Source organism: Shewanella sedimentimangrovi, from assembly GCF_017354965.1.
Taxonomy (GTDB): Bacteria; Pseudomonadota; Gammaproteobacteria; order Enterobacterales; family Shewanellaceae; genus Shewanella; species Shewanella cyperi.
In genome coordinates this window covers 3145124-3171718 of the sequence record NZ_CP071502.1, presented here as the reverse complement: position 1 = coordinate 3171718, position 26595 = coordinate 3145124, and the positions used below count along the sequence as shown (strand labels likewise).

At 55.2% G+C, this 26595-nt stretch carries 21 protein-coding genes; 10 read left to right on the top strand and 11 right to left on the bottom strand.

Annotated features, from left to right (window positions below; genetic code table 11):
* Nucleotide 1: 1 nt before the first annotated feature.
* Nucleotides 2-1153, bottom strand: a complete 1152-nt coding sequence (gene metK, locus JYB85_RS13990) for a methionine adenosyltransferase (RefSeq protein ID WP_207320566.1) — start codon at nucleotides 1151-1153, stop codon at nucleotides 2-4.
* Nucleotides 1154-1496: 343 nt separating this feature from the next.
* Between metK and tkt the strand changes: the two genes are divergently transcribed.
* The 5 genes from tkt to JYB85_RS13965 all read left to right on the top strand — a co-directional run bounded on the left by tkt (nucleotide 1497) and on the right by JYB85_RS13965 (nucleotide 7777).
* Nucleotides 1497-3491: a transketolase gene (gene tkt / locus JYB85_RS13985; RefSeq protein ID WP_207379773.1), complete on the top strand. Its 1995-nt coding sequence runs from the start codon at nucleotides 1497-1499 to the stop codon at nucleotides 3489-3491.
* A 115-nt stretch (nucleotides 3492-3606) separates the two neighbouring features.
* The gene (epd, locus tag JYB85_RS13980) at nucleotides 3607-4641 is read left to right on the top strand and encodes an erythrose-4-phosphate dehydrogenase (RefSeq protein ID WP_207379772.1); all 1035 of its coding nucleotides are present in this window, start codon (nucleotides 3607-3609) and stop codon (nucleotides 4639-4641) included.
* 79 nt (nucleotides 4642-4720) lie between these two features.
* Entirely contained in the window at nucleotides 4721-5896 is a 1176-nt protein-coding gene (locus JYB85_RS13975; protein WP_207379771.1) for a phosphoglycerate kinase, read from the top strand.
* A 144-nt stretch (nucleotides 5897-6040) separates the two neighbouring features.
* The gene (gene fba / locus JYB85_RS13970) at nucleotides 6041-7108 is read left to right on the top strand and encodes a class II fructose-bisphosphate aldolase (protein ID WP_207379770.1); all 1068 of its coding nucleotides are present in this window, start codon (nucleotides 6041-6043) and stop codon (nucleotides 7106-7108) included.
* 189 nt (nucleotides 7109-7297) lie between these two features.
* Nucleotides 7298-7777, top strand: coding sequence for a YbaK/EbsC family protein (locus JYB85_RS13965; protein ID WP_207320561.1), 480 nt, complete (start codon nucleotides 7298-7300; stop codon nucleotides 7775-7777).
* Nucleotides 7778-7781: 4 nt separating this feature from the next.
* Here the strand turns inward: JYB85_RS13965 and JYB85_RS13960 are convergent, their stop codons facing one another.
* The 4 genes from JYB85_RS13960 to JYB85_RS13945 all read right to left on the bottom strand — a co-directional run bounded on the left by JYB85_RS13960 (nucleotide 7782) and on the right by JYB85_RS13945 (nucleotide 10210).
* Nucleotides 7782-8294, bottom strand: a complete 513-nt coding sequence (locus JYB85_RS13960) for a hypothetical protein (protein WP_207379769.1) — start codon at nucleotides 8292-8294, stop codon at nucleotides 7782-7784.
* A gap of 8 nt (nucleotides 8295-8302) precedes the next feature.
* Entirely contained in the window at nucleotides 8303-9079 is a 777-nt protein-coding gene (locus JYB85_RS13955; protein WP_207382082.1) for a cytochrome c3 family protein, read from the bottom strand.
* The gene (locus JYB85_RS13950) at nucleotides 9072-9638 is read right to left on the bottom strand and encodes a hypothetical protein (RefSeq protein ID WP_207379768.1); all 567 of its coding nucleotides are present in this window, start codon (nucleotides 9636-9638) and stop codon (nucleotides 9072-9074) included. The genes JYB85_RS13955 and JYB85_RS13950 overlap by 8 nt, the downstream gene beginning before the upstream one ends.
* Nucleotides 9639-9823: 185 nt before the next feature.
* Entirely contained in the window at nucleotides 9824-10210 is a 387-nt protein-coding gene (locus JYB85_RS13945) for a DUF3718 domain-containing protein (protein WP_207379767.1), read from the bottom strand.
* A 231-nt stretch (nucleotides 10211-10441) separates the two neighbouring features.
* On the opposite strand from JYB85_RS13945, the gene JYB85_RS13940 reads away from it, so the two are divergent.
* On the top strand, nucleotides 10442-10816 hold the full coding sequence (locus tag JYB85_RS13940) for a VOC family protein (RefSeq protein WP_228730112.1): 375 nt from the start codon (nucleotides 10442-10444) through the stop codon (nucleotides 10814-10816).
* 131 nt (nucleotides 10817-10947) lie between these two features.
* A complete protein-coding gene (locus JYB85_RS13935) occupies nucleotides 10948-11688 on the top strand; it encodes a DUF481 domain-containing protein (RefSeq protein WP_207379766.1) in 741 nt (246 codons plus the stop codon).
* Between the two features lie 86 nt (nucleotides 11689-11774).
* Here the strand turns inward: JYB85_RS13935 and JYB85_RS13930 are convergent, their stop codons facing one another.
* Entirely contained in the window at nucleotides 11775-12173 is a 399-nt protein-coding gene (locus JYB85_RS13930; protein WP_207379765.1) for a DUF3718 domain-containing protein, read from the bottom strand.
* Nucleotides 12174-12707: 534 nt separating this feature from the next.
* Between JYB85_RS13930 and nhaD the strand changes: the two genes are divergently transcribed.
* A complete protein-coding gene (gene nhaD, locus JYB85_RS13925) occupies nucleotides 12708-14153 on the top strand; it encodes a sodium:proton antiporter NhaD (protein ID WP_207379764.1) in 1446 nt (481 codons plus the stop codon).
* Between the two features lie 105 nt (nucleotides 14154-14258).
* Nucleotides 14259-15647, top strand: coding sequence for a hypothetical protein (locus tag JYB85_RS13920; RefSeq protein ID WP_207379763.1), 1389 nt, complete (start codon nucleotides 14259-14261; stop codon nucleotides 15645-15647).
* Here JYB85_RS13920 and JYB85_RS13915 read toward each other — a convergent pair.
* The 5 genes from JYB85_RS13915 to JYB85_RS13895 form a co-directional block, all read right to left on the bottom strand.
* Nucleotides 15637-17865 carry a PAS domain-containing protein gene (locus JYB85_RS13915; protein WP_207379762.1) on the bottom strand — a complete coding sequence of 743 codons (2229 nt, stop codon included), beginning with the start codon at nucleotides 17863-17865 and terminating at the stop codon, nucleotides 15637-15639. The two genes, JYB85_RS13920 and JYB85_RS13915, sit on opposite strands and share 11 nt — an antisense overlap.
* A 150-nt stretch (nucleotides 17866-18015) precedes the next feature.
* Entirely contained in the window at nucleotides 18016-21201 is a 3186-nt protein-coding gene (locus JYB85_RS13910; RefSeq protein WP_207379761.1) for an efflux RND transporter permease subunit, read from the bottom strand.
* A complete protein-coding gene (locus JYB85_RS13905; RefSeq protein WP_207379760.1) occupies nucleotides 21201-22412 on the bottom strand; it encodes an efflux RND transporter periplasmic adaptor subunit in 1212 nt (403 codons plus the stop codon). The genes JYB85_RS13910 and JYB85_RS13905 overlap by 1 nt, the downstream gene beginning before the upstream one ends.
* Nucleotides 22413-22682: 270 nt before the next feature.
* Entirely contained in the window at nucleotides 22683-23900 is a 1218-nt protein-coding gene (srmB, locus tag JYB85_RS13900; protein WP_207379759.1) for an ATP-dependent RNA helicase SrmB, read from the bottom strand.
* A 65-nt stretch (nucleotides 23901-23965) separates the two neighbouring features.
* Entirely contained in the window at nucleotides 23966-24676 is a 711-nt protein-coding gene (locus JYB85_RS13895; RefSeq protein ID WP_207379758.1) for a tRNA1(Val) (adenine(37)-N6)-methyltransferase, read from the bottom strand.
* Nucleotides 24677-25205: 529 nt separating this feature from the next.
* On the opposite strand from JYB85_RS13895, the gene brnQ reads away from it, so the two are divergent.
* Nucleotides 25206-26531: a branched-chain amino acid transport system II carrier protein gene (brnQ, locus tag JYB85_RS13890; RefSeq protein ID WP_228730111.1), complete on the top strand. Its 1326-nt coding sequence runs from the start codon at nucleotides 25206-25208 to the stop codon at nucleotides 26529-26531.
* Nucleotides 26532-26595: the final 64 nt, after the last annotated feature.

Sequence of the window (26595 nt, the reverse complement as noted above, 5' to 3'; positions counted from 1 at the left end):
CTTAGAGGCCGGCGTCGGCACGCAGGGCTTCTGCCTTGTCTGTCTGTTCCCAGGGGAACTCGTTACGGCCGAAGTGACCGTAGGCGGCAGTGGCCTGGTAGATTGGACGGGCCAGGTTCAGCATTTCGGTCAGGCCGTAGGGGCGCAGATCGAAGTGACGACGCACCAGCTGGATCAGCTTGTCTTCGTCGAGTCTGGAAGTACCGAAGGTTTCCAGGCTGATAGAGGTTGGCTCGGCTACACCTATGGCGTAGGACACTTGCAGTTCGCAGCGCTCGGCGAGGCCGGCGGCAACAATGTTCTTGGCCACGTAACGTGCTGCGTAAGCGGCGGAGCGGTCAACCTTGGACGGATCTTTACCGGAGAAGGCGCCACCACCGTGACGGGCCATGCCGCCATAGGTGTCGACTATGATCTTGCGACCGGTCAGACCGCAGTCACCCATAGGACCACCGATAACAAAACGGCCAGTTGGGTTGATAAAGAACTTGGTGTCCTTGTTCAGCCACTGGGCAGGCAGTACCGGCTTGATGATGGTTTCCATCACGCCTTCGATCAAATCGGCCTGGGATACGCTGTCGCAATGCTGGGTAGACAGTACCACGGCGTCGATGCCGACAATCTTGCCCTGGTCATAGGCGAAGGTCACCTGGGACTTGGCATCGGGACGCAGCCAGGACAGGGTTCCGTCCTTGCGCACTTCTGATTGACGCTTCACCAGTGCGTGGGCGTAGGTGATGGGCGCAGGCATCAGCACATCGGTTTCATTGCTGGCATAGCCGAACATCAGACCCTGGTCACCTGCACCCTGTTCTTTGGGATCGGCGCGATCAACACCCTGGTTGATGTCGGGGGATTGCTTGCCTATGGCATTGAGCACGGCGCAGGAGTCGGCATCGAAACCCATGTCTGAATGGGTGTAGCCGATTTCGCGCACTGTTTTGCGGGTCAGTTCTTCAATGTCGACCCAGGCAGAGGTGGTGACTTCGCCACCCACAAGTACCATGCCGGTCTTGACATAGGTTTCACAGGCCACGCGGGCCTTGGGGTCCTGGGCCAGAATGGCGTCCAGTACCGCGTCGGAAATCTGATCCGCAATTTTATCGGGATGACCTTCTGAGACCGACTCAGAGGTAAACAAGTGTTTTGCCATGTTAGGAAAATCTCGTCGTTTAACGTAAAAACGTGTAGCAGCATCTACATCTAGACGGCCATTTTAGTTGAAATCGGGGCCGCGATCACCCGCTTTGTGCAAAATTTCCGTCATATTGTGACCATCCGCCGGACAATCACGGCTTTGGCGCTATTTTCACCGCCCATTGGCGCAGAATTGTAAACTGAGTGTTCCAGTCTGAAATCAGCCTTGAACACCTGGAAAAAGGGTCGGGATTCCAGGCCCTTGGGCTGGGGCCAATTTAAATTTGCGCCCTGTCCGCAGTTAAGGGAAAATATGCCACCCAATTGCCCTTAAAGCCTCAAAACCAGCAGGAGAGAGCATGTCTTCCCGTAAAGAACTCGCTAACGCCATCCGTGCCCTGAGCATGGACGCAGTGCAGAAAGCCAATTCCGGTCACCCAGGTGCCCCCATGGGGATGGCCGATATTGCCGAAGTCCTTTGGCGCGATCATCTGAAACACAACCCCACCAATCCACAGTGGGCCGACCGCGACCGTTTTGTGCTCTCCAATGGCCATGGTTCCATGCTGCACTACTCGCTGCTGCATCTGGCCGGTTACGATCTGGGCATCGAAGATCTCAAGCAGTTCCGTCAGCTGCACTCCCGTACCCCGGGCCACCCTGAATACGGTTATGCCCCCGGCATTGAAACCACCACAGGTCCCCTGGGTCAGGGCATCACCAACGCCGTGGGTATGGCCATTGCCGAGAAGACCCTGGCGGCTCAATTCAACCGCGACGGGCACGACATAGTTGACCACTTCACCTATGTGTTCATGGGCGACGGCTGTCTGATGGAAGGTATCTCCCACGAGGCCTGCTCCCTGGCCGGCACTCTGGGTCTGGGCAAACTGATCGCCTTCTGGGATGACAACGGCATTTCCATTGACGGTCACGTGGAAGGCTGGTTCACCGATGACACTGTCAAGCGTTTCGAGTCCTACGGCTGGCACGTGGTTGCCGGTGTTGACGGTCACGATGCTGCTGCCATCAACGCAGCCATCGAGGCGGCCAAGGCCGATCCCCGTCCATCGCTCATCTGCTGCAAGACCATTATCGGTTACGGCTCACCCAACAAGTCAGGTTCACACGACTGCCACGGCGCGCCACTGGGCGATGCTGAAATCGCTGCCGCCCGTGAGTTTCTCGGTTGGAAGCACGACCCATTCGTGATCCCTGCCGACATCTATGCCGCCTGGGATGCCAAGGAAGCGGGTATTGCTGCCGAGAAAAACTGGGATGCCAAGTTCGCTGCTTACGCTGCCGCTCACCCAGAGCTGGCTGCCGAGTTTGAGCGCCGTATCAAGGGCGAACTGCCAGCCAACTTCCAAATCGAAGCCCAGGCCTATATCGAGAAGCTGCAGGCCACTCCTGCCAACATCGCTTCCCGTAAGGCGTCACAAAACGCTCTGGAAGCCTTCGGTGCCATGCTGCCGGAATTCCTCGGTGGCAGTGCCGACCTGGCGCCATCCAACCTGACCATGTACTCGGCTTCCAAGTCCATCACGGCTGATGATGCCAGCGGCAACTACCTGCACTACGGTGTGCGTGAGTTCGGTATGACCGCCATCATCAACGGTATCGCCCTGCACGGTGGCTTTGTGCCCTACGGTGCGACCTTCCTGATGTTCATGGAATATGCCCGTAACGCCATGCGTATGGCGGCGCTGATGAAGGTGCAAAACATCCAGGTTTACACCCACGACTCCATCGGTCTGGGTGAAGACGGCCCAACCCACCAGCCGGTGGAGCAAATGGCGTCCTTGCGTATGACCCCCAACATGAGCACCTGGCGCCCCTGTGATCAGGTGGAGTCTGCCGTGGCCTGGAAATACGCCATCGAGCGTAAAGACGGCCCGACTTCGCTGATCTTCTCCCGTCAGAACCTGGCGCAAATGCCACGTACTGCCGAGCAGCTGGCCAACGTCAACAAGGGCGCTTACGTGCTGGTTGACAGCGCTGCGGCTCCCGAGCTCATCATCATAGCCACCGGCTCCGAAGTGGAACTGGCGGTTAAGGCCCAGGCCGAACTGACTGCCAAGGGCAAGCAGGTGCGCGTGGTATCCATGCCCTGTACCGATCTGTTCGACAAGCAGGATGCGGCCTACAAGGAAGCGGTTCTGCCGGCAAGCGTCACAAAACGCATCGCCGTGGAAGCCGGTATTGCCGATTACTGGTATAAGTATGTGGGCCTGAACGGTCGCATTATCGGTATGACCACCTTCGGTGAGTCTGCGCCGGCCAACCAGTTGTTCGAAATGTTCGGCTTTACCACTGCCAAGGTGGTTGCCGCCGCAGAAGAACTGCTGGCTTAAGCGTCAAGGGGGCAGGAAGCCCGCTTCCTGTCCACAATCCCGGGTGAGTTCAGGCTCATCCGGGTTTTGTCTATCTGCCTCCTGTGTGGGCTGAATTGAGGATTGTTGGCTGGGTATGATCAGAGTTGCGATCAATGGTTATGGCCGAATCGGCCGCTCGGTGTTGCGTGCCCTGTATGAGTCGGGCAAGCGGCAACAGTTCCAAATTGTCGCCATTAATGAACTGGCCAAACCCGAAGCCATAGTGCACCTGACCAACTATGACACCACCCACGGCCGTTTTCAGACCCGGGCCCAGCTCGATAAAGATGCTGCAACGGGGGAGTCCTGGATGGTCCTCGGTGATGACTCGATACGGCTGCTCTGTGAAGAAGATGCCGCCAAACTGCCCTGGGGCGAGCTTGGCATAGACCTGGTGTTTGAAGCCACCGGCGCCCTGATTGAGCGCAGCGCCTGCGAGGCCCACCTTATTGCCGGTGCCCAAAAGGTACTTATCAGCCACCCCTCTTCCGCCGATGTGGACGCCACCATAGTCTATGGCGTCAATGAAACCAGCCTCAAAGCCACAGATACCATAGTGTCCGCCGCCTCCTGCACCACCAACTGCCTGGTGCCGGTTATCGATGTGCTCGACCGCCATTTCGGCGTCAAGAGCGGCGCCATCACCACCATACATTCGGCGATGAACGATCAGCAGGTGATTGACGCCTACCATGACGACCTGCGCCGCACCCGCGCCGCCAGTCAGTCCATTATCCCGGTCGACACCAAGCTGGCCCGTGGCATAGAGCGCATTCTGCCGCACATGAAAGACAAGTTTGAGGCCATTTCGGTACGGGTGCCGACCATCAATGTCACCGCCATCGACCTGTCCGTGACCCTGGAGCAGCGGGTGGATATCGCCATGATCAATGACGCCCTGTCACACGCCGCCGGCGGCAGTGCCAGCGGTATTCTGGGCTATACTGATGAGCCCCTGGTATCCTGCGATTTCAACCACGATCCCCGCTCCAGCATAGTGGATGGCACCCAGACCCGGGTCAGCGCCGGTCATCTGGTGAAGCTGCTGCTCTGGTGTGACAACGAATGGGGCTTCGCCAACCGCATGCTGGACACGGCTCTGGCGATGGCTGGCATAAAAGCGCAATAGAAATAAGAGATTATATCCGGGTGGCAGGGAGCCGCCCGTCGATGACAGAATTGTTTTTTGATTAAAAAGGAAAGATGAAATGGCAATTATCAAGATGTCAGACCTGGATCTTAACGGCAAGCGCGTGCTTATCCGTGAAGATCTGAACGTACCTGTGGCAGATGGCGTGGTCACCAGCGATGCCCGTCTGCGCGCATCCCTGCCCACCATCAAGCTGGCGCTGGAAAAAGGCGCCGCCGTGATGGTGATGTCGCACCTGGGTCGCCCCACCGAGGGTGAATTCAACGAGGAGTTCTCCATGAAGCCCGTGGTGAACTACCTGGCCGCCGCCCTGGATTGCCCGGTGCGTCTGGTCAGCGACTACCTCGAGGGTGTCGATGTCGCCGTGGGTGAAGTGGTGGTGTTCGAGAACGTCCGCTTCAACAAGGGTGAGAAGAAAAACGACGAGGCACTGTCGAAGAAGATGGCGGCCCTGTGCGACGTGTATGTGATGGATGCCTTTGGTACAGCACATCGCGCCGAAGCCTCCACCAATGGCGTCGGCCTGCACGCCCCCATCGCTTGCGCCGGTCCGCTGCTGGCGGCCGAGCTCGATGCCCTGGGCAAGGCGCTGGACAATCCTGCCCGTCCTCTGGTGGCCATTGTCGGTGGCTCCAAGGTGTCTACCAAGCTGACCGTGCTGGAGTCCCTGTCCGGCATAGTGGATCAGCTGGTGGTGGGTGGCGGTATTGCCAACACCTTTATTGCCGCTGCCGGCAATCAGGTGGGCAAGTCCCTGTATGAAGCTGATTTGATCGACGAAGCCAAGCGTCTGGTAGCCAATGCCCAAAGCCGTGGCGGCGATATTCCCGTGCCGACCGATGTGGTGGTGGGCAAGGAGTTCAGCCCAACAGCCGTCGCTACCCTGAAAGATGTGAGCGAAGTGGCCGCCGATGACATGATCTTCGACATCGGCCCAGACAGCGCCGAGGCTCTGGCTGCCATCCTCAAGAACGCCGGTACCATAGTTTGGAACGGTCCTGTTGGCGTGTTCGAGTTCGACCAGTTCGGTGAAGGCACCAAGCGCATCGCCCAGGCGATCGCCGAGTCTCCCGCCTTCTCCATCGCCGGTGGTGGTGACACCCTTGCCGCCGTGGACAAGTACGGTATCGCCGACAAGGTGTCCTACATTTCCACCGGTGGCGGCGCTTTCCTCGAGTTCCTCGAAGGCAAGGAGCTGCCGGCCGTGGCCATGCTCAAGGCCCGTGGCAACTGAGCCGCAGCGATAAAGCATTTATAAAAAATTATTAAAAAAACCGCCTCCCGGCCCGACCGGGAGGCATAAAAATCAGTCCAAACGATAGCGACCTCGGTGACCTACTTCTCAGCAAAGTGGATCACCCTATTAATGGAGTAAAAAATGGCCCTTATTTCCCTACGTCAATTGCTGGACCACGCCGCCGAGCATGGTTACGGTGTGCCCGCGTTCAACGTTAACAACCTGGAGCAGATGCGTGCCATCATGCAGGCCGCCGAAGCCACCGACAGCCCTGTGATCTTGCAGGCCTCCGCCGGTGCCCGTAAGTATGCCCGCCCTGTGTTTCTCAAGTACCTGATGAATGCCGCCATTGAGCAGTATCCTGATGTCCCTGTGTGTATCCACCAGGACCACGGTACCCATCCAGACGTGTGCCAACGTTCAATCCAATTGGGCATGAGCTCGGTAATGATGGACGGCTCTCTGATGGCCGACGGCAAGACCCCAGCTTCTTACGATTACAACGTCGACGTGACCCGCAAGACTGTGGCTTTCGCTCACGCCTGTGGTGTGTCTGTTGAAGGTGAAATCGGCTGTCTGGGCAGCCTGGAAACCGGTACTGCCGGCGAAGAAGACGGTATCGGCGCCGAAGGTATCCTGAGCCATGACCAGCTGCTGACCACTGCTGAAGAAGCCGCCCGCTTTGTGGCCGACACCCATGTGGACGCCCTGGCCATCGCCATAGGTACCAGCCACGGTGCTTACAAGTTCAGCCGCAAACCTACCGGTGATGTGCTGCGCATTGACCGCATCAAGGAAATCCACGCCCGTATTCCCAACACCCACCTGGTCATGCACGGTTCTTCTTCCGTGCCCCAGTACTGGTTGGAAATCATCAACCAATACGGTGGTGACATTCCAGAGACCTACGGTGTGCCGCTGGAAGAAATCGTGGAAGGTATCAAGCACGGCGTGCGCAAGGTGAACATAGACACCGACCTGCGTCTGGCCTCTACCGGCGCGGTACGTAAGTTCCTGGCCGAGAACCCAAGTGAGTTCGACCCACGTAAGTTCCTCAAGGCCTCAATGGAAGCCATGGCAGACATCTGTACCGAGCGCTATGAAGCCTTCGGTTGCGCCGGTATGGCGTCCAAGATCAAGCCGCTGTCACTGCAAGCCATGTACAAGCGTTATCAGACCGGCGAGTTGGATCCCAAGATCAACCGCTAATCGCTTGATTAAAAAAGCCCGCACAAGCGGGCTTTTTTATTGGCTGAATTTTGTAATTCAATCGGGCCAGCATTCAAATCATGCGGCAATCATGCTTGCCAATCCTCGCCAAGGCCGTGTGTCACGGCGGCGGCCTGCCTCTGGCCATGGCTATACTTTAAGGGTTATTCAGGATAGCGGGGGTGTTTTATGAGCATGTCAGAGCGATTGACCCATTTCCTCAGTGACCGACATATCAAGTACGATCTGGTCAGGCACAGCCACAGCCAAAGCTCCCTGAGTTCAGCTGCAGCGGCCCAGGTGCCGGTGAAGCAGTTGGCCAAGGCCGTGATACTGGAAGATCATCAGGGCAGAAATCTCATGGCGGTATTACCGGCCATGAACAAGGTCAGCCTGAGTGTTTTGGGGGACAGCCTTAACCGCGGCTTGCATCTGGCCAAGGAAAAAGCCGTATACAACATTTTTGCCGATTGCGATCATGGTGCCGTGCCACCTGTGGGTGAGCCCTATCATATGGATGCGGTATACGATGATTTGCTGCTGGAAGGGCGGGATGTGTACTTTGAAGCCGGTGACCACGAACATCTGGTGCATGTCAGCGGTAAGGAATTTGCCAAACTGGCGGCGGATGCCAAGCATTTGCGCTTCAGCCACGAGGTATTCCACTAACAGCTTAGCTGTCGCTTAACAGCTGGTTTAACTGCGCCTCGGCTTCAGGATCATCTTTCATGATCCTCTGGCTGAGGGCTTTTATTTGGCGCATTTTTTCTTCTTCCCGGCGTCGCCAGCCATCAAGATGCTGCAGTACTTCATGATCCGGAGCCGCAGGCAATTGGCTGGCCGATACATCCAGCCTGCCCATGCGGAACAGTCTTATTCTGAAGGCGGAAATGATGCGGCCGATATTCCTTCCCCACAGACCATTGGCTATCAGCAGTGCCACAAAGTTTATCGCTGACATAAACACTACAACCCAGGCGAGCTCCAGCAACAGCAGTTGCAAAAAGCTGTCCTGTGCTGCCACATGGATGCTGAACATCCGCTCTTCTATCAGGGCAGAAAAGCGCCAGTAGAGATAGAACATGGCCAATATCACCATCAAAGACTCCAGCAGCACCAGGGCGGCCATCAATTTGCCTTGCAGTGAGGGATCGATAAATTTGATGCGGCGTTGATGTTGAGTCATGGTCCTTCCTATAGATCGTGGCAGCTGAAACAGAGTTGTGAGCCTTCGTTGCTGCTCACCAATTTGCCGTGGATGTCGCCATAGGCAATATGGCAGGAGACGCAGCTGAGGCGCCCCTGGGGTAAGGATATATAGCCCGGCAGCATGGACACGGGTCTATAGCCGCCCCCCAGGCTGACCTGTTGATAGTCACTGCCCACTGGATGATTGCTGCCACCACTGCTGTGGTTGATTACACCGGAAGCGCTGATGGAAACCGCCAGACTGCCTTGCTCATCGGCATGGCAGGTCATGCATTGGAAGGAAAAGTCGTCTATGGTACCCGCTTCCACCAAGGTGGCCAGATCCGGCACCAAATGTCCCGATGACACCAAGGTGGTGCCACCGTCCGCCATGGCATCAAAAAAGGCGCTGTCATGGCAGCTTTGACAATAATCCCGACCTCGCAGGCTGGTACGCATTAGGCCTGCGCGCTCATCATGGACGCTATGGCAGGTGCTACAGGTCAGTTCACCTTTCCAGTCCAGCGGAAAATCCGCCGGTAAGCTGCGGCCTGGACTAAAGCCGGTGGGATGACTTGCGGTCAACGCCTTGGGATGACAGTCCTTGCACAGCTTCTCCTGGCTGGCGAGCAGACGGCCGGCGTTGATTGGGGTGATTTCCCCCTGTACCAGGTGGCAGCTGCGACAATCATTGGCCATCAGGTGTGGGGATTTGGCCGGCAGCAAACGCCAAGCCAGAATGGCCGTGGTCAGCAGCAGAATATAGCCAAGGCGTCTAGTCATCCGTGATCACCTTTGATGCCAAGTGGTCCAGGGTTTGTTTACAACGTTGCAGCTCAGCGTGATCCAGATTCTCTCTGGCCCGTTGTAACGCCTCCACAGTATCCCTCAATTCGGCATAGTGCAGCTTGATCTGCAGCAGGGTTTCGTCCAGCAGCAGACATTCCTCCTGAAGGTAGTCATCACGACGAATATTTAGCAGCGGGGCGTCGCTGCCCATTTCCCGTAATTGCAGATCCTGGGTGAAGCGATACAGAGGGCCCGCCAGCCTGAAACTGGAATAGAGGGTAATAAGCCAGGTGGTAGCTGCAGTCGCACCAAGCAGCCAGGCGCCGGCTAGAGCCATCATCCAGCCTAAATTGCGTTGGGTCAGGGCCAGCGCCTGTATGGATTTTTGGTAATCCTGGTGACTATCATCTATGGCCAGTATCAATAACAGCAGACTGGCCACGGATAGTGCTGCCACCACCAGACTGATACGGGCGACACGTTTGAAACGGCCAAGGGTTCTGGCGTATTGCTGAAAATCTGCGGGGAGATCGCCGGTGCCGGGCTGAGGCATGAAGTCATCTCGTGATTACATCAATGAAGCTGTAATGTTAAGACAGGGTTGTGGCAAGTCTCCAGTGGCCCGGTAGCAGGAGGGCTTGATAATGTTAACAGGATCACTCTTTATCCCGAATTGCCCAACTCAAGGCAGAAAAAAGCCCCGATCTTTTGAAGATCGGGGCTGGGTTCCTCGGAGCGCTATTGACCGGAAACCATCACATAGACAGTCTGGTGAGCACCTTTCGGCTCTGCATAGGTCAGGTCCTTAATAGTGACTTTTTCGTCGTATAAATATTTGTTTTTTGTCAATGGGGCCAGATAATTATAGGTTTTTTGCGCGCCGTATTGGTGTGCAAATTGTGCCAAGCTCGCGCCATTACACACTATGGTGTTGGCATGGTATCTGGCATTGGCCCGATCAGAGGTCATTCGCATCCTTAATGCGCTGCGATTGTCGCTGCCGGCTGCTATGCACATCTTGGTTTCAAGACTGCTGTCGTTTGCGACAAAGACATAATCAGTAGCATGTGCGAGGGATGACAGGCCAGCAGCAATCAGCGATGCGAAAATTAGTACTTTTTTCATAATCAATTCCTTTTCTGTGCTAGCAATATTTTTCGGCTTTTTTGCCAAACTTATGTTTAGCAACCGACGAGGTGACCATTTAAGTTAACGACAATTAGTTCTTTCCTGCCCAACATACGGAGGGGAGATTTGTAACTATTAACATGGTTGGTATCTGGATGTTTTTTCTGGTAAGCGAATATGACTGGCCCATCAGTCTACTGAATACCAGTTTGGATTGGAGTCTGTTAGATGAACATAAATCTGCAGGGATTGGACCACATAGTGCTGCTTTGCGCAGATCCGCTAGTCATGGAGCGTTTCTACGTTGACGTGCTTGGTTGCAGTGTGGCGCGACGTACCGTGTCTCTGCTGCAGCTACGTGCCGGGACTGCATTAATTGATCTTAAACCTGCGACACCCTTGCCGGTCGAGTCCCGTCTCGATCACTTTTGTCTCCAGTATCAACCCATGTCAGAGTCGGCATTGCTGGCACACCTTGATGCCCACAAGGTACCCCGTGGTGAGTTTGAGTCCCGATTCGGGGCTCAGGGGCAGGGGCTTAGCCTGTATATTCAAGATCCTGAAGGAAACCGGATAGAGCTCAAGCCGTCCTCTGGCGCCTGAGGTCAAATTGCCTCCGTATTCTTCCCGAAAGCACTGCTGACACCACAGGTGGTAGCTGAATTTCGACTTTACCACCATAGGTGGTACCATTGGCGCCGAATTCAGGGAATCGTTTACGGAGATACATGATAATGAAGAAGATGTTGACTGCGGCTGCCGTGGTATTGGCGCTGCCATTCAATGCGTTTGCCGGCGCTGATTTCATCAAGGGTGATAAAACCTTTGCCGGAGAAGCGGAGTTGGGGGCCACCCTGACCACGGGCAATACCGAAACCTCTTCCGTCAAAGGCCGTTTGGCGCTCAAGCACGAATTGGGCAACTGGGAAAATCAGTACCTGCTGGAAGGCTTGTACAAGGAAGATACAGGAGCCGTGACTGCGAAACGCTACATTGCCGCAGCCCAGGGGGATTACAAATTTGATGATAATGACTACCTGTTTGCCAACCTGAACTACGAAGTGGATCCCTTTACCGGTTACGAATACAAGATCACTTCGGCCGCAGGTTATGGTCACCGTTTCTATGAGACAGACACTACCCTGCTCAGTGGCGAAATCGGTCCCGGTTACCAGTATCAACGTTTGGACGGCGAGCAACAGGTCCTGCGCGGTTATACCTCCGATTCCAGTTGGGTTGCCCATGGTGTGGTGAACTTCGAAACCGAGATCAGTGACAGCGCCAAGTTTAAACAAGTATTGGTTGCGGATTATGGTGACAAGCTGGAGGCCCGCTCAGAGACCTCGCTCACAGCCAACATCATTGGTGCCCTGGCAATGAAATTTGCCGTGATAGTGCGTTACAACAGTGAGCCACTGGACGACAAAACGAGCACGGACACTGAGACCAATATGACCTTGCTGTACTCCTTCTAAGGGGGACTGGAATTGAAAAGAGGGCACCCCAGGGGTGCCCTCTTTGTTTTTCATTGAGCAACAAAAATCTGCCAGCTCATTGGTTATCAGTCAAACCACTTGGCTGAGGCGATCACATAGACCTTCCCGGGTTCAGCTTGGGGGGCTGCATAAGAGATGTCTCTGATGATGACTCTTTCGTTATAGCGCAGGCTCTCTCTGGTCAGGGGGACCAGATAGGCATGGGTTTGGTCAGCGCCATATTGATGGGCGAATTGTGCCAGGCTTTTCCCGTTACACTGCACTGTATTGGCGTTATAACGTGCTGTGCCATAGCTGCTTTGATGAAGCTGTAGCCTCAGTGTATCGCGGTCGTTGCTGCCTGCTGATACGCACATCTTGGTTTCCGGCGTATTGTCCATTGCGACGAATACGTATTGAGTTGCCTGGGCTGTTGCTGATAAGCCGGCTGCCAGGACAGCGGCGAGTATGATTATCGATTTCATAATCCAATCCTTAGAGCGTGGGTGGTTGTTCGTGGGTGCTGGTATCCCTGTCTGCACATTGGACACATTGGAGAAATGCGATTGTTACCCTTAAGTAAAGGTCAGTCTTGCCAACAATGCTGCAACCAAGAGAGGAGATTTGTATCAGTTTGCTAATGGTGTATGGGATTGTGTCTACGGGTAAGCAGATGTGTGAATCGTGACGCCATAGCGGCGCTATGGTTCGGTTTCAGCTTTCCATCTTCCGATTAAAAAGGGGCGAGTATTGCAACATCGGGAGGCGGTAAGTGAGGAACTGGTTAACCAAGACCAGAGCAAAGGTCCCGCCGGAACTTTCAGATTAAGGATAGTTTTTCGCTGATCTATTTATTTTTCTGCTACTTATTTATGGGTACCAAGGAGCTTTTTTGTTGCACAAGCGAGAAAAAAGTGTGCTTAAGCTTAAAAGGAATCTCTAAAATTTGCGTTAGCGCAAATAGTGGTCGCCATCGCCTGTGCTAAATTCCCGCCGTCATTCAAACAATAGGGCAAGCTATGAAAAACAATTGGGGAGCTAAAGGGTTGATCGCTTTATGCGGCGGCCTGTTGATGCCAGTGGCCCATGCCACCGAAGCCGCGACAGAATGGCTGGATTTGACCGCATCGGGGGCCGGGTATGTGGCATTGGCGATTTTTGTATTGGCCTACCTGCTGGTCATGGCCGAAGAAAAGCTGCATTTGCGCAAATCAAAACCCGTGCTGGTGGCCGCCGGGATCATCTGGGGGATTTTAGGGTGGATTTACAGCCAGCATGGCATGCCAGAGCTTGCAGAAGAAGCCTTTAAACACAATTTGTTGGAATATGCCGAGCTGCTGCTGTTCCTGTTGGTGGCCATGACCTATATCAACGCCATGGAAGAGCGGGGCCTGTTTGATGCACTGCGGGCCTGGATGGTCAACAAGGGCTTCAGTCTGCGCCAGGTTTTCTGGCTCAGTGGTTTCCTGGCGTTCTTTATCTCACCTGTGGCCGATAACCTGACTACCGCGTTGTTGATGTGCGCCGTGGTCATGAAAGTGGGCGGCGACAATAAAAAGTTCATCGCCATGGCCTGTATCAACATAGTGGTGGCCGCCAACGCCGGCGGTGCCTTTAGCCCCTTCGGTGATATCACCACCCTGATGGTATGGCAGAAGGGCTTGGTTCCCTTTGCCGATTTCTTTGACCTCTTTATTCCTTCTTTGGTTAATTTTGTCGTGCCGGCGTTCATCATGAACCTGTTTATCGAAACAGCCTGTCCTATGGCGCTGTCAGAAAAGGTCTATATGCGTCGTGGTGCCAGACGCATTGTGGGGCTGTTTTTGCTGACCATAGCGATGGCCGTTACCGCTCACTCCGCCCTGGGCATGCCGCCGGTGCTGGGTATGATGACGGGTTTGGGCCTGTTGCAGTTCTTCGGTTTCTACCTGCGCAAAACCTTTGAGCATGGCCTGGCGAGAGCCAAAGCCAAGGCCATAGAAAATCAGGACGATGTCAGATTTGCCCAGTTGGGTCAGGTTGTACCTTTTGACGTGTTCAGTCGTGTGGCTCGCGCCGAGTGGGACACATTGCTGTTCTTCTATGGTGTGGTGCTGTGTGTTGGCGGTCTGGGCTTTATGGGCTACCTGCACATGGTATCAGAGGCCATGTATACCCATTGGGATCCCACCTATGCCAACGTGGCTGTGGGTTTGCTGTCGGCCATTGTCGATAACATCCCGGTCATGTTTGCCGTGCTGACCATGAATCCCGACATGGCCATGGGCCAGTGGCTGCTGGTCACACTGACCGCCGGTGTCGGCGGCAGTCTGTTGTCTATCGGCAGTGCCGCCGGTGTGGCCCTGATGGGGCAGGCGAGGGGGATTTACACCTTTGGTGCCCACCTTAAATGGGCTCCCGCGATTGCCCTGGGCTATGTTGCCAGCATATTGGTACACATGTGGCTCAATGCTGCCACCTTCTGATCTCTGCGGGGCCTCAGGGCCCCGCAACTATCGACGTATTCGCTTTAATTAAGCTATATTGATTCAATCACTTAATTGCCTTAATTCACTGCGTGTCGAGGTTATGTGTCCGCTATCCAGATCAAACAAGAAGATGCCCTGTCGATAAAGTTCAGCCATCAGATTGCCATGGGCCAGAGCCGTAGCCTGGATCTTTATTTCGCCCTGCCCAAGGAGATGGGGATTGGCCCCCAAAGCCTCAATGAAGAGGAGTATTATTACAGCGCCATCGTTGGCCGCAGGGCCTATTATTCAGATGGTTTGCACCTGCCTTTGGTGCAAAGTCGCTTCGCCAGTTTTACCAAACGCACGGTAGAAGAGTTTCGTCTTTACCTGAACCTGTTCGCCTACCAGTTTGCGGTCGCGGTGGAAAATGACACCAAGGAGCTGCAACGCCTTACGGAAGCGGAGCAGTTCTACCCGGCCCTGGCCGAGGTTACCGAGCAGCTCAGCGGTCTGCTGAAAAAATTCCGGCGCAGTGAGCCTGCCGATCCCAAATGGAAGTCCTACTTCGAGAATGCCGATAATTACCTGTCCTGGTTTTGCGAACAGAAACTGCTGAAGCTGCTGGCCCATGGTCCCCGGGCACAGGGGTTCAATGAGGTGGCCGAAGCCTGTTTGGCCCTGTGCCGCGCCGAGAACAATTACCGCAATGACAGACGCTATAACTCGGCCCAGACCAAGGCGGATCACAATCGCATTTCCAACAAGATGTTGTTGCTCAGACGCCTGATTCAACAGGGCGTGGTGCTCAAAGAGGAGCTTAAACCCCTTGGCGGCGGACTGAAGAAGTTCATCAATGGTTTGGCGACTGGGTTGGTGATGCTGGTGGTGTCAGCCCTGGTGATTGAAGCGCAGGGGGTCTTTTCCGGTTTTACCCTGTCGCTGGTATTTGCGCTGGCGGTGATCTATGGCTTTCGCGAAATCTTCAAGGAAGATATCCGCAATGTCATGTGGCGTAAGATCCAACGGGGGCGCCCCCGTTGGAGCAGGATCCTCCGGGACACCACCAGTCAGGAGGTCGTTGCCAGGCAGCTGGTATGGCTGGAATTTATGCGGCCGCAGGATGTGCCCACCGCAGTAACCGAAATCCTCAAACGCCGTCACAGACAAAACAAGGTGGACGTGGAGTTCCTGCATTACGGCATACACACCAAGGTCAGTGAAGAAGGTTTTCTTGCCGGCTATGACACTATTTCCGAGCAGGTGGTCTTCAGTCTGGTGCCTTTTGCCCGCTATCTGGAGCGGGGTAAGTCCAAGGTGTATCGGGAGGTGGATGGCAAAATCAGCAACGACTCGGCGGAGCGTCGCTACCAGGTAAATTTGGTGTTGGTATACCGGGAGGGCAAGGGCCAAAACCACTATGCCCGCTACAAGATTGTCATGAATCGCTCCAGCATAATCGAAATCAGCAAGAGCGAATTACCCGAAGAACTGTTGGCCGTCAGCGGGTAAAGGCCTGACAGATACGCTGCTCACCGGTTTGTTTGGCGCGCTTGAGGGCAACCTCGGCATTGGACAGGAATTGCTCCAGGCTTTGCCCCTCATGGAAGGCCGCAATGCCTATGCAGATACCTTCTCCCAGGCCATTGTCATCCAGGCGCTCCAGAGTCTTGCTGGCCAGAAGATGGGCATGGTTTGCATGGGTATCGGGCAAGATCACCACCAGCCTGCCCAATTGCCAGTGCGAAATCTGCAAACTGCTTGGCAAGTCCCGCAATAATTGCATTTCCACTTCCTGCTGGCGCTTTTCAAGCTGACCTATATCGCTCATGTGGCTCAGCATGCCGGCGGGACTGATATCCAGCAACATCAGGCTGGCATGATTGCGGCTCTTGCCCGGCAGTGACTGGAAATAATGTTCCAGGTCATTGAGGTTCGACAAAATGGTGCTGCGGTGGGGCACCAGATCGCCGCTTTCCCGCAACTTCTGCCTCGGAGCCGCCAGCTCCAAGGTGCAGACAATAAACTCCACTTCCCCATCTTCGTCCAAATGGCCTTTGAGCGTGGCCTGCAGGCAGGACTGCAGGCGACTGCGGTCGGTGCACAGAATCTGCCCCTGCCACTGTCCCTGCATGGCGATTTGCTGCACTATCCTGGGCCATTGGTTGCCCAGATCGTTTTCCAGCAGTTCTGCCAGATTGTGACATTGCAGCTCACCGGGTTGCAGCAATTGATCAAAGGCGGCGTTGGTTTTCAACAGACTGCCATCGGCGCGGGTGAGGGCTGCGGCCACAGCGCTTTCACCAAGCAACTGATTGTGTTTGAGTTCCTGCTGGCAATGTGCCAATTCGCTGATTTCCTCCAGGGTCACCAGCGAATAGCTCTTGGCTTCATGGCCTTGCTGGGCATGGCGGATATGGACCCTGAGCACACCGCCTTCCTCGGGCCCCAGATCCACTTCACCACGCCAACTGCCATTTTGTTGAAGTGTTTGTTTAAGGGCGCTATAGGCTTCATCATCCAGTTGCAGACAACGTTGCAGACTGCGATCTTTCAACTCATCGGGCGCCAACATCAGTGCTTTCGCAGCGGCGGGGTTGGCACTCAGAATACGGCCATTATCATTGACCAGCAGGCTGCCGGTATCGCCGGCAAACAGGGTGTTGGCCAGCCGAATACCCACATGACGGGAGCGCTGTTCAAGGCGGAACAGGTGGCTGAGCACTATCACTGCGGCCGCCAGCAATGTCACCAGAATAGCAACCACTATCAGTAGGGTGTGCCACTGGCTGAAACGTGTGGCTATATCTTCATTGCGGATGTAGGACACCAAAAAATATTCCCGCCGCGTTTCATACTGGGTGGTCAACTCCACCTTGAGATAAACGAAGGTGGCATCATCACCATGGAATTGGCCAAAGTTGCTCATGGCCATCTGGCGCCACAGTGCCGGATAGGTTTGCCTCAGGCTGCCGCTGAGGGTGTCTGGCAGCCTGGGTAACGGCGACATGGAGGATGCGCCGGCATACAGCAGGCCCTGGGTATCAAACATCATCATGGGAGACTGGCTGCCCGATATGGCAGGTTTTATCAGTTCCAGGGTACGCAGCATGGAGTTATAGGTCACCAGATAGCCCCTTATGCTCTGATCGGGATTTTCCAACCAGGCCAACTGGTACATATAGGGCTCAAGATTGCCGTCCTGATTCAGGAAGTCCATCGGCGAGGTGTAAATTTCATTGCCGCCCATGTTGCGATTGTTACCCAGCAAAGGAGCGGGTACCGGCCCCTGGCCAAAGACATCGTTACTGGAGAAGCGGAACTTGCCATTGGCATCAAACAGGGCCACCCCCATGAGTTCGGGAATGTTCTTCTGCAGCGACTGCCACTGGGACAGCAGGCGGGCTTTTTCCTCTTCCCCCGGATTATCCAAATACTGCCTTAAGCTTTCGCCCCGGGCGAAGGTCTGGGTTCGGAATTGCTGAAAAGTGACCTTGTCGGCGATCAGGGTTCCGACGGTTTGCAGTTCACTGTACCTTTGGGTCGCCCACTCCTCCTGCAAGCGGCGCTCGCCCAGGGTGATGATCACATTGGTGATCAGCACCATGGTGATCACCAACATTGCCAGTTGGCTGCCAAGGGCCAGCATGCGTTGTTGGGACCAATGAACACCCTGCGCATCTATCAAAAGAGACGAAAGCGATGGCAAACCAGGAGAGCGCTTGAACATGGGAAACAGGATTCCGCTGGGCTGAAATTGACAGGTATGTTAACACGAATCGCCCCGGTTAACAGACGCAAGCCAAGAGAAGCAGAGTCCCGAAATTGCGGCGTTGGACAATAAAAAAGGGGAGCACGGGCTCCCCTTTTATATGCGGCATTAATCCAGTGGGTCGGTCAGCAACTCAGACCTGCCAAGTTGTGGCTCTGCTGCCGCATCCGGGCTTGTCTTGGCCTTGGGTTGCCACCACCAATTAAAGAAGCGGCGCCATAACCTGGCGACATCATCGAGCACTATGTACAGCAGTGGCACCATTATCAGGGTCACCAGGGTGGAGAACAGGATACCGAAAGCCAGAGAGGTGGCCATGGGGATCACTATCTGGGCCTGCAGGCTGCGCTCCATAATGATGGGCACCAGGCCAACGAAGGTGGTCAGCGAGGTGAGGATAATGGCGCGGAAACGATAACAGCCGGAATTGACCGCCGCGTCCTTGATGGCATAGCCCTGTTCCCGGGCCCGGTTAACAAAGTCCACCAGGATCAGCGAGTCGTTCACCACCACCCCTGCCAGGGCTATGATGCCGCAAAGGCTGAGCACGCTCATGTCCAGACCCAGCAGCAGATGGCCAAACAGGGCACCAATCATGCCGAAAGGGATCACCGACATGATGATCATGGGCTGGCTGTAGGACTTGAGCGGTATGGCCATCAGGGCGTATATGGTAAACAGGGCAAAGAACAGGCCCTGCACCAGGCCGATAATGGCATCTGCCTCGTCCTGGCTGGCGCCATCCAGCGCTGTATCTATCCTGGGATACTTGCGCTTGAGCTCGGGGATAAATTCCTTTTCAATTTCGGCCGTTACCTTGGAGGGTTCTACCTTGTCCTTGTTGGCGTTGGCGGTAATGCTGATGGCCCTGTGGCCATCAACCCGGGTAATGGAGGAGAAGGACTCGCCCATCTCTATTTGGGCCACATTGCCAAAAGGTACGGCAGTCCCATCGGGGGTACGGATCAGCATGTTCTCCAGATCGCCCACGGTACGACGCTGCTCCAGTGGGTAGCGTACCATGACCTTCACTTCTTCCTTGTTGCGCAAAATGCGCTGGGCCTCGTAACCATAGAATCCATAGCGCACCTGACGGGCCAGATCCGACAGGGTCAGGCCCAGGGCTTCGGCCTCGGGTTTGATCTTGAGGCGAATTTCATGGCTGCCGGAAGAGTAATTGTCGGCAATGTCATACACGCCTTCGTAGCTGGCGAGTTTCTGCTTCAGCTCTCTTGATGCGGCAGCCAACTGCTCCAGATCCGATGAGGTCAGGCGGAAGGAGATATCGCCGCCACCGTCATTGGTGCGGGCATTCATGCTGAGCTTTTTCACTGCCACCAGTTCCGGCAGCGCCTTGCGCCAGGCTTCGGCTATCGTCTCGCCATCCACCTCACGATCCTCACCCTTGGTGAGTTCGGCGAAGATAAAGGCTGAGGTGCGGGAATTCATGGCTATAAAATTGTGCTTTACCACTGGAGCACCGGTTTCCTGCTCCATTTGCGCATTCATGCGGTACAGACCATCTTCAATCTGCTGCACTACTTTGAGGGTGTTCTCCTCTGAGCTGCCCTCGTCCATCTCCAGATTCACCTGGATGAAGTCCGATGGAATGTTGGGGAAAAACACCCAGCGCACCTTGCCACTGGCCACCAGGGCTATCGACAGGATTAACACCCCTACGAAGGCGCTGATCACCGAATACCTGTGGCGAATGGCGGTCTCAAGGAAGTTACGGTACTTATGATGGATAAAGAACTGAACCCGCTCGTTGAAACGCACTTTCCAACGTCCCAGTGCGGTGCGCGGTTCACCGGTTTTGGCCTTCATGTGTGCCAGGTGGGCCGGCAGTATTAACTTGGACTCCACCAGTGAGAAGGCCAGACAGAGAATGACTATCAAACCAATGGATTTCCAGATGATCCCCATGGGACCGGATACCATCAACATGGGAATAAAGGCCGCAATGGTGGTCAATACCCCGAAGGTGGCCGGCATGGCCACTTTTTTTGCGCCACGGATAACATTCTCTACCGATTGGCCGTGCCGCTCCACTTCGGTGTGGGCACTTTCCCCTATCACTATCGCATCGTCCACCACTATCCCCAGTACCAGGATAAAGGCGAACAGGGTCAGCATATTGATGGAAAGATGGAAGGGTTCAAAGGGCATCAACAGCATGGTGCCGAGGAAACACACCGGCAGCCCCATCATCACCCAGAAGGCGAGCTTGAGATCGAGGAACAGCGCCAGGATGATAAATACCAGCAGGGCGCCATAGAACATGTTCGACAGCATCATGTTCAAACGGCCCTTGAGGTAGTGGGTCAGATCGCCCCAGGTGTCGAGTTTGGCACCGGCAGGTAAATCTCCCTGTTTCTTGGCCACATAATCTTTCACCTGCTGGGCAATATCGAGGGCGTTTTGCTTATCGACACTCAGCACTTCAATAATGGCTGCAGGTTTGCCATTGAAGCGGGTGTATTCCAGACGTTCTTCGAAATCGTCCTTGATATTGGCCACCTGGGGTAACAACACCCGGCTGCCATCGGGACGGGTGCTGACCACTATGCCGGCAAAGTCATCACCCGTGTAGGCCTGGCCCTTGGTGCGCAGCAAAATATCACCGTCTTTGGCGCGGATGGCACCACCGGGCAGGTCCAAAGAGGAGCTTTGTACCGCGGCAGCCACCTGGGAGAAGGTCAGGCCGTATTCCCTGAGCTTGTCTTCCGAAACCTCAATACCAATTTCGTAGTTGCGGGTACCCGTCACCTGGGCCCGGGTCACCGCGGGGAGGGCATTGATGTCGTCACGAATCGTCTTGGCCAGTTCCTTCATCTCGTGCAGGCTGAGATCGCCATAGACAGAGACCCAGATGACATTGTTTTCGGGCTTTATCTGGTAGATGTTGGGTTTTTCGATATTGGCCGGGAAGGTGGCAATGGCATCGATACGCAGCTTGGCCTCATCCAGCACCCGCTTGGCATCGAAGCCGTCTTCCACTTCTATGTTGACCGAACCGACACCGTCGCTGGCCACAGAGGTCATCTTTTTGATACCACTGATGTCCTGGATGGCTTCCTCGATTTTGATGGTGATCCCTTCTTCAATCTCCTGCGGTGCAGCGCCCGGATAGGCTACGGAAATGCGCAGGTAATTGAGATCAAAACTTGGAAACACTTCCTTGTTGATCAGCATGGTGCTGAACAGACCGCCGATGATCAATACCCACATCAGCAGGTTGGCCGCCACTGTATTGCGGGCGAACCAGGCAATAATTCCCTTATTGGTATCCATCAGTTGCTTCCTGCCTGTGCCAGTCGGGTGTCCTTCTGCTCATCTTCGTCACGCTTGGTCTTGTCTTCCTCACCGGAAACCTTGACCAGCTGGCCGGTGGCCATGTTGTTGAGGCTGGTCAGTGAAATGCGCTCGCCGTCCTTGAGGCTGTCTTTCACATAGGCAAACTCGGCATCGCTGCGCACCACATTCACCTGGCGTATTTCCAGGGTGTTGTCGGCGCGCACCACGGCGACTGTATCATTACGCACTATGTGGCGTGGCAACTTAACTATACCTGCCACTGTGCGCCCCTTGATGGTGGCATTAACAAAACTGCCATACTTGAGCGGCAGTTGACCGGCTGCCTTGTGGGCCCGCAGATAAGGGTCCTTCACTTCGGCCACCAGGTACACCATGCGATTGGCTTCATCAATCATGTTTTCGCTGCGAACTATGGTACCGGCCCATTCAATGTCCTTACCCGCCAGCGAGGCGCTCAGGGTCACTTCGGTATCGGGGTTTTCCACAGATTCCAGATAGGCGAGATCGTCATTGGCCAGCGGCAAACGGACCTCGGCGATGGCGGTGTCGTACAACTCACCCAGATTGGTGCCCAGGGTCACGTATTGCCCCAGATCCACGTTGCGGGACTTGATAATGCCATCGAAGGGGGCGCGGATCACAGTGCGTTCCAGATTGCGTTTGGCGCGGGCCATGGCGGCTTCGGCGTATTTGACATTGGCCTGCTCCTTCTTGAGCTGCGGAATACGCAGACCCAGCTCCGGCGGCATGCCCTTGTCGTAGCCCTTGAACTCAATCTTGGCCACTTCACCGCGGGCGATTTCTTCGTTGAGGGCTGCGGTGGCCTGGGCCAGGCTTGCTTCCGCCTGCATCAGATCGGCCTCGTAGTCCGAAGGTTCAATCACCGCCAGTTCTTCACCCTTGGTCACAATGCCCCCGGCAACAAAATTGTTGGAGATGCTCAGTAACCGCCCTTTGACCTCTGTCACCAGTTGGGTCTTGTATTTGGGGCTGACCACCCCATAGCTGGGGAGATTCAGCGACAAGGTCTGTTGCTGAATTTGGGTGACATCCACTATGGGAACCGGGGCTTCATCGGCCTTTTGTTCCGGCTCTGTTTTTGTGAACATCAACAGTTTTGCAAGTAAAACAAAGGCGATCAATATGAGAACAGGGGGTAAGGCCCGGCGCAAAATGAGTTTGAACATGTTATCCCGCTTATCCATTTCAGGTGTAATGGCGCTAAAGGTATCAAAGACAGGCGGTGACATAAATCACTTTTTGTAACGCAAATGTATCAGAAATTAATGGTTTGTCGCATTCGTTGCCGAATGGAGTTCGGTTAGCTGAATTTCGTGGCGAATAAAATTTCGACAGAGGCGAGTGGGGAATGCGCAACGCATTGTTATTCAATGATAAAAAAAGACCTCCGTGGGGAGGTCTTAATCTTAAAGGGATGTCAACTTTGACACAAAAGCTTACTTTTTCGGCTTCTTGGGTTTCTTTGGCTTTTTGACATCCTTGGCTTTTTTCTTGCCGGGGACCTTGGCTTCTTTGTGCTTGGGGCGCAGCTCTTCGATGACGCGGCGTTTCAGCGGCATCTCGATATAACGCTCAATTTTACCCACCACCCGCATATCGTGGGCTTCAACCAGGCTGATGGCGGTGCCCTTGGCTCCGGCGCGGCCGGTTCGGCCTATGCGATGCACATAGGTATCTGCCGAGCGTGGCATGTCGTAGTTGATCACATGGGTGATGTCGTCAATATCGATACCGCGGGCGGCCACGTCCGTGGCGAGCAGTACATTCACTTCACCCTTGGTGAATCGGCCCAGGGCCTGGAAGCGTTTCTTCTGTTCCATATCGCCGCGCATAAAGGCGCAGGCAATGCCGGCCTGTTGCAATTGACCTTCGAGGCTGGCCACCACGTCGCGGGTTTTGACAAACACTATGGCGCGTTTAACTTCTTCCTGTCTGAGCAGATGACACAGCAGGGCAAATTTGTGTGCCTTGTCATCGGCCAGATGGATCCATTGGTGGATCTTGGCCTTTTCGCTGCGGGGAGCTTCGACGTCGATAAACACCGGCTCATTCAGCAACTCACGGGCGAAGCGGGCCACGCCGCCACCTTCCAGCGTTGCCGAGAACAGCATGCCCTGTTTGCGACCCTGGGCTTCAATGGCTATGGTCTGTACCGCCTGGGAGAAACCCATGTCCAGCATGCGGTCGGCTTCGTCTATAACCAGCACTTCCACCAGCTGCGCGTCGAACAGATCCTTGTCCAGGTATTCCATCAAACGGCCCGGGGTGGCCACCAGAATGTCCACATTGCCTTTGAGGGCGGCCTCCTGGGGACCATAGGGGACACCGCCGGTGATGATGGCGATATCGAGATCTAATCCGGTCGCCAGATGGCAGGCATAACGGTGGATCTGGCTGGCCAGTTCACGGGTCGGGGTCAGGATAAGCACCCTGGCCTGGCCGGCTCTGTGACGGGGAAAGTCGATGAGATGCTGCAGTGCCGGCAGCAAAAAGCTGGCGGTCTTGCCTGTTCCTGTGGGGGCGCGGGCCAGTACATCCTGCTGGTTCATGGCCAGGGGGATGGTTTCACGCTGGATGGTGGTGGGGGCATTGTGGCCCATGGCCTTCAGGTTTATGAGCAGGCTGGGGTCGAGCTGGAAATCTTCAAATTGCATGCGTGGCATCTCAACAGGTTCAAGCGCGGTATTATAGGTGCTTTGCCGACGGACTGAAACCGCAATCAGAGATTCAGGTAAAAGTCGCGGGTAAGGGCGGCCATTTCATGGCTGTAATGCCCGGTTTCATCGCGGATACACAGACTGGCATGTTCAAGGATTTGTTGGCCTGGGCCGATTTCAAGCAGCAGGCGATTGGGGGCCTTGCCCGGGATACTTTGCACCAGGGTGCGGCGGCTAAGGCACAGGCCCGCGCCGTCGGCGGCAGCCAGCAGTGCTCCTTCGGCATAGGTGGGGAGGATCAGGCTTGCCCGGCCCAGGGGCGTCAATAACCGGGCGATGATCCGCAGCAGCTTATCCAGGCTGAGGTGGTTGTCGTGCCTGGCCTGGGCCCGTCCCTGCTTGTTCGATTGGGGCCCAGAGCTGAAATAGGGGGGATTGCAGACTATGTGTTCAAAGCCGTTTGCCAGGTGGGGCGTATCGAACGCAAGTTGTTGAACGTCGCCTTCGAGCAGTTGCAGCCTGTCATTCCAGGGGCTGGCGGCAAAATTGCGCCGGCATGCCTCGGCTGCCCCGGATTCAATTTCTATAGCGACTATGCTGGCAGGGCAGCGCTGGGCCGCCATCAGACTCAGCAGCCCGCTGCCGGCGCCAATATCAAGAACCCGTCCCGTGTTCGGCAGCCGCGACCAGGCCCCCAGCAATACGCCGTCGGTGCTCACCGGCATACCGCAGTTGCGATCGTCAATATGGAATTGTTTAAAGCTGAAGGGCATAAAATCGCTTCCGCACTGGAGTTTGGGTTGGGAGTCCGGGCCTGGGCCTGATTGAACCGCGCCTATTCTAACAAAAAAGTTGCCGAAGCAAGTCAGCAAAACGTGGCTGGCATAAGCCGGCCTGGCTATTGCCCTGCTTGCTGGTCTGAGCTGTCGGCCCAATTCACTCAGGTTCGACGCCGAAACTGCCCTGGGCCTGGAAACCGGCCCGCCTCGCCTTGGGAATGGATGGGGACTTTTTAGCTGCTCGGAGGCCGCAAGGCTTGTGGGCAGTGGGCAAGTCTGGTAATAGTCTGAACTTTCCAACCGTGGCAAAGTGCCCGTTCCCCCGGGAAGTACGCACTTTAAACGGACATCTCTGTCGTACCTGGCCCCGATTGGTCAGGAATTGAACCAAGGATTGGGATTTTTGCGGCGCTACCCTGTCATTCAGGGTTTACACCTCAGGATTATGGACTTGCCCCTCTGGTCAAGAACCGAATAATTCCGTAGGTTTGTTAAAAAAAACATTATAAAGTTGGAATACTTAGTGAAAAGCACACAAATGACACTTTCGGATACGCTGGGGTTGGGTTTTATGACCTTTGCGTTTTTCCTCGGCGCCGGAAACCTGATTTTTCCTCCCTTTGCCGGTATGTTGGCTGGTGAAAACATGTCTTTGGCCATGGCCGGATTCCTGATCACTGCGGTTGGCATGCCATTGATTGGCCTGATTGCCGTTGCCAAGTCCCAGGGTAAGGTGATGGCCTTATTACCGACATTTGCGGCAACCGCCCTGGCGATAGCCATCTATATCATCATAGGACCTGCCTTTGCGGCGCCGCGCACGGGCCTTGTGGCCTATGAAATAGGCGTCAAACCCTTTCTCGGCGATACCAATGCCGTTTGGCAGCTTGGCAATCTGAGTCTCAATGTCTCCCAGTTGCTGTTTACCCTGGTGTTTTTCTTTATCACCATGATGCTGTCGTTGTTTCCCGGCAAGTTGCTGGACAGTGTCGGCAAAGTGTTGACTCCGGTGTTGTTGACCCTGCTGGTGGCCCTGGCTGCGTCGGTTATGCTGTTGCCTGCAGGTGAGTTCGCCGCTCCCCAGGGGGAGTATGCCAAGAGCCCTTTGATTAAAGGGATTCTGGAAGGCTACAACACCATGGATACCCTGGCGTCGATTATGTTCGGTATGCTGATTATCGACCTGCTGCGCAAAAAGGGCATAGACACACCGGCCGATCAGACCCGCTATCTAATCCGGGCAGCCTTTATCGCTGCCTCGGGACTGGCCTTTGTGTACGTATCCTTGTTTTTCCTTGGCGCCAGCGCCGGCGATCTCGCTGCTGGTGCCGGCAACGGGGGAGAAATTCTGACCCGTTACGTCACCCGTGAATTCGGCACTCCAGGTTCGGCCTTGCTCGCCCTGGTGGTCAGCCTCGCTTGCCTGACCACGGCCGTGGGCTTGGTAACCGCCTGCTCCGAATACTTCAGTGAACTCTTGCCTACGGTCAGTTATCGCCGTTTCGTGGTGCTGTTCAGCCTGATCTGCGCCGTGGTGGCCAACGTGGGGCTGACCCAACTTATCAGCATCAGTATCCCAGTGCTGGTCAGCATTTATCCGGTAGTGATAGCCCTGGTGGCTGTGACCTTCCTGACCGAACGTTTTGCCAACGCCGCCTTTGCACACAGATTGGTATTGTCGGTGGCCCTGGTGTTCGGTGCCATTGATGGTCTTAAGGCTGCCGGTGCCGATATGAGCCTGTTCCAGTTTATGCCCTTGCATGACGAGGGGATGGCCTGGCTGTTGCCGACCCTGGTCACCATGGTGATCTGCCTTTTCATTGGCCGCCGTCAGGTGCAGTTGGTGTGACAGCTATAGCGGGAGAAGTCTGTTGTCTGTGCTGAGTCCGGCCGGTGACGATCCACTGATCGAA

Coding starts and splice junctions, on each gene's coding strand:
- JYB85_RS13915 (WP_207379762.1), bottom strand. CDS start 17,865: ATGTTCAAGCGCTCTCCTGGTTTGCCATCGCTTTCGTCTCTTTTGATA.
- JYB85_RS13935 (WP_207379766.1), top strand. CDS start 10,948: ATGAAGAAGATGTTGACTGCGGCTGCCGTGGTATTGGCGCTGCCATTC.
- epd (WP_207379772.1), top strand. CDS start 3,607: ATGATCAGAGTTGCGATCAATGGTTATGGCCGAATCGGCCGCTCGGTG.
- JYB85_RS13895 (WP_207379758.1), bottom strand. CDS start 24,676: ATGCCCTTCAGCTTTAAACAATTCCATATTGACGATCGCAACTGCGGT.
- JYB85_RS13975 (WP_207379771.1), top strand. CDS start 4,721: ATGGCAATTATCAAGATGTCAGACCTGGATCTTAACGGCAAGCGCGTG.
- srmB (WP_207379759.1), bottom strand. CDS start 23,900: ATGCAATTTGAAGATTTCCAGCTCGACCCCAGCCTGCTCATAAACCTG.
- JYB85_RS13960 (WP_207379769.1), bottom strand. CDS start 8,294: ATGACTCAACATCAACGCCGCATCAAATTTATCGATCCCTCACTGCAA.
- tkt (WP_207379773.1), top strand. CDS start 1,497: ATGTCTTCCCGTAAAGAACTCGCTAACGCCATCCGTGCCCTGAGCATG.
- JYB85_RS13910 (WP_207379761.1), bottom strand. CDS start 21,201: ATGGATACCAATAAGGGAATTATTGCCTGGTTCGCCCGCAATACAGTG.
- metK (WP_207320566.1), bottom strand. CDS start 1,153: ATGGCAAAACACTTGTTTACCTCTGAGTCGGTCTCAGAAGGTCATCCC.
- JYB85_RS13945 (WP_207379767.1), bottom strand. CDS start 10,210: ATGAAAAAAGTACTAATTTTCGCATCGCTGATTGCTGCTGGCCTGTCA.
- fba (WP_207379770.1), top strand. CDS start 6,041: ATGGCCCTTATTTCCCTACGTCAATTGCTGGACCACGCCGCCGAGCAT.
- JYB85_RS13930 (WP_207379765.1), bottom strand. CDS start 12,173: ATGAAATCGATAATCATACTCGCCGCTGTCCTGGCAGCCGGCTTATCA.
- JYB85_RS13950 (WP_207379768.1), bottom strand. CDS start 9,638: ATGCCTCAGCCCGGCACCGGCGATCTCCCCGCAGATTTTCAGCAATAC.
- nhaD (WP_207379764.1), top strand. CDS start 12,708: ATGAAAAACAATTGGGGAGCTAAAGGGTTGATCGCTTTATGCGGCGGC.
- JYB85_RS13955 (WP_207382082.1), bottom strand. CDS start 9,079: ATGACTAGACGCCTTGGCTATATTCTGCTGCTGACCACGGCCATTCTG.
- JYB85_RS13965 (WP_207320561.1), top strand. CDS start 7,298: ATGAGCATGTCAGAGCGATTGACCCATTTCCTCAGTGACCGACATATC.
- JYB85_RS13905 (WP_207379760.1), bottom strand. CDS start 22,412: ATGTTCAAACTCATTTTGCGCCGGGCCTTACCCCCTGTTCTCATATTG.
- JYB85_RS13940 (WP_228730112.1), top strand. CDS start 10,442: ATGAACATAAATCTGCAGGGATTGGACCACATAGTGCTGCTTTGCGCA.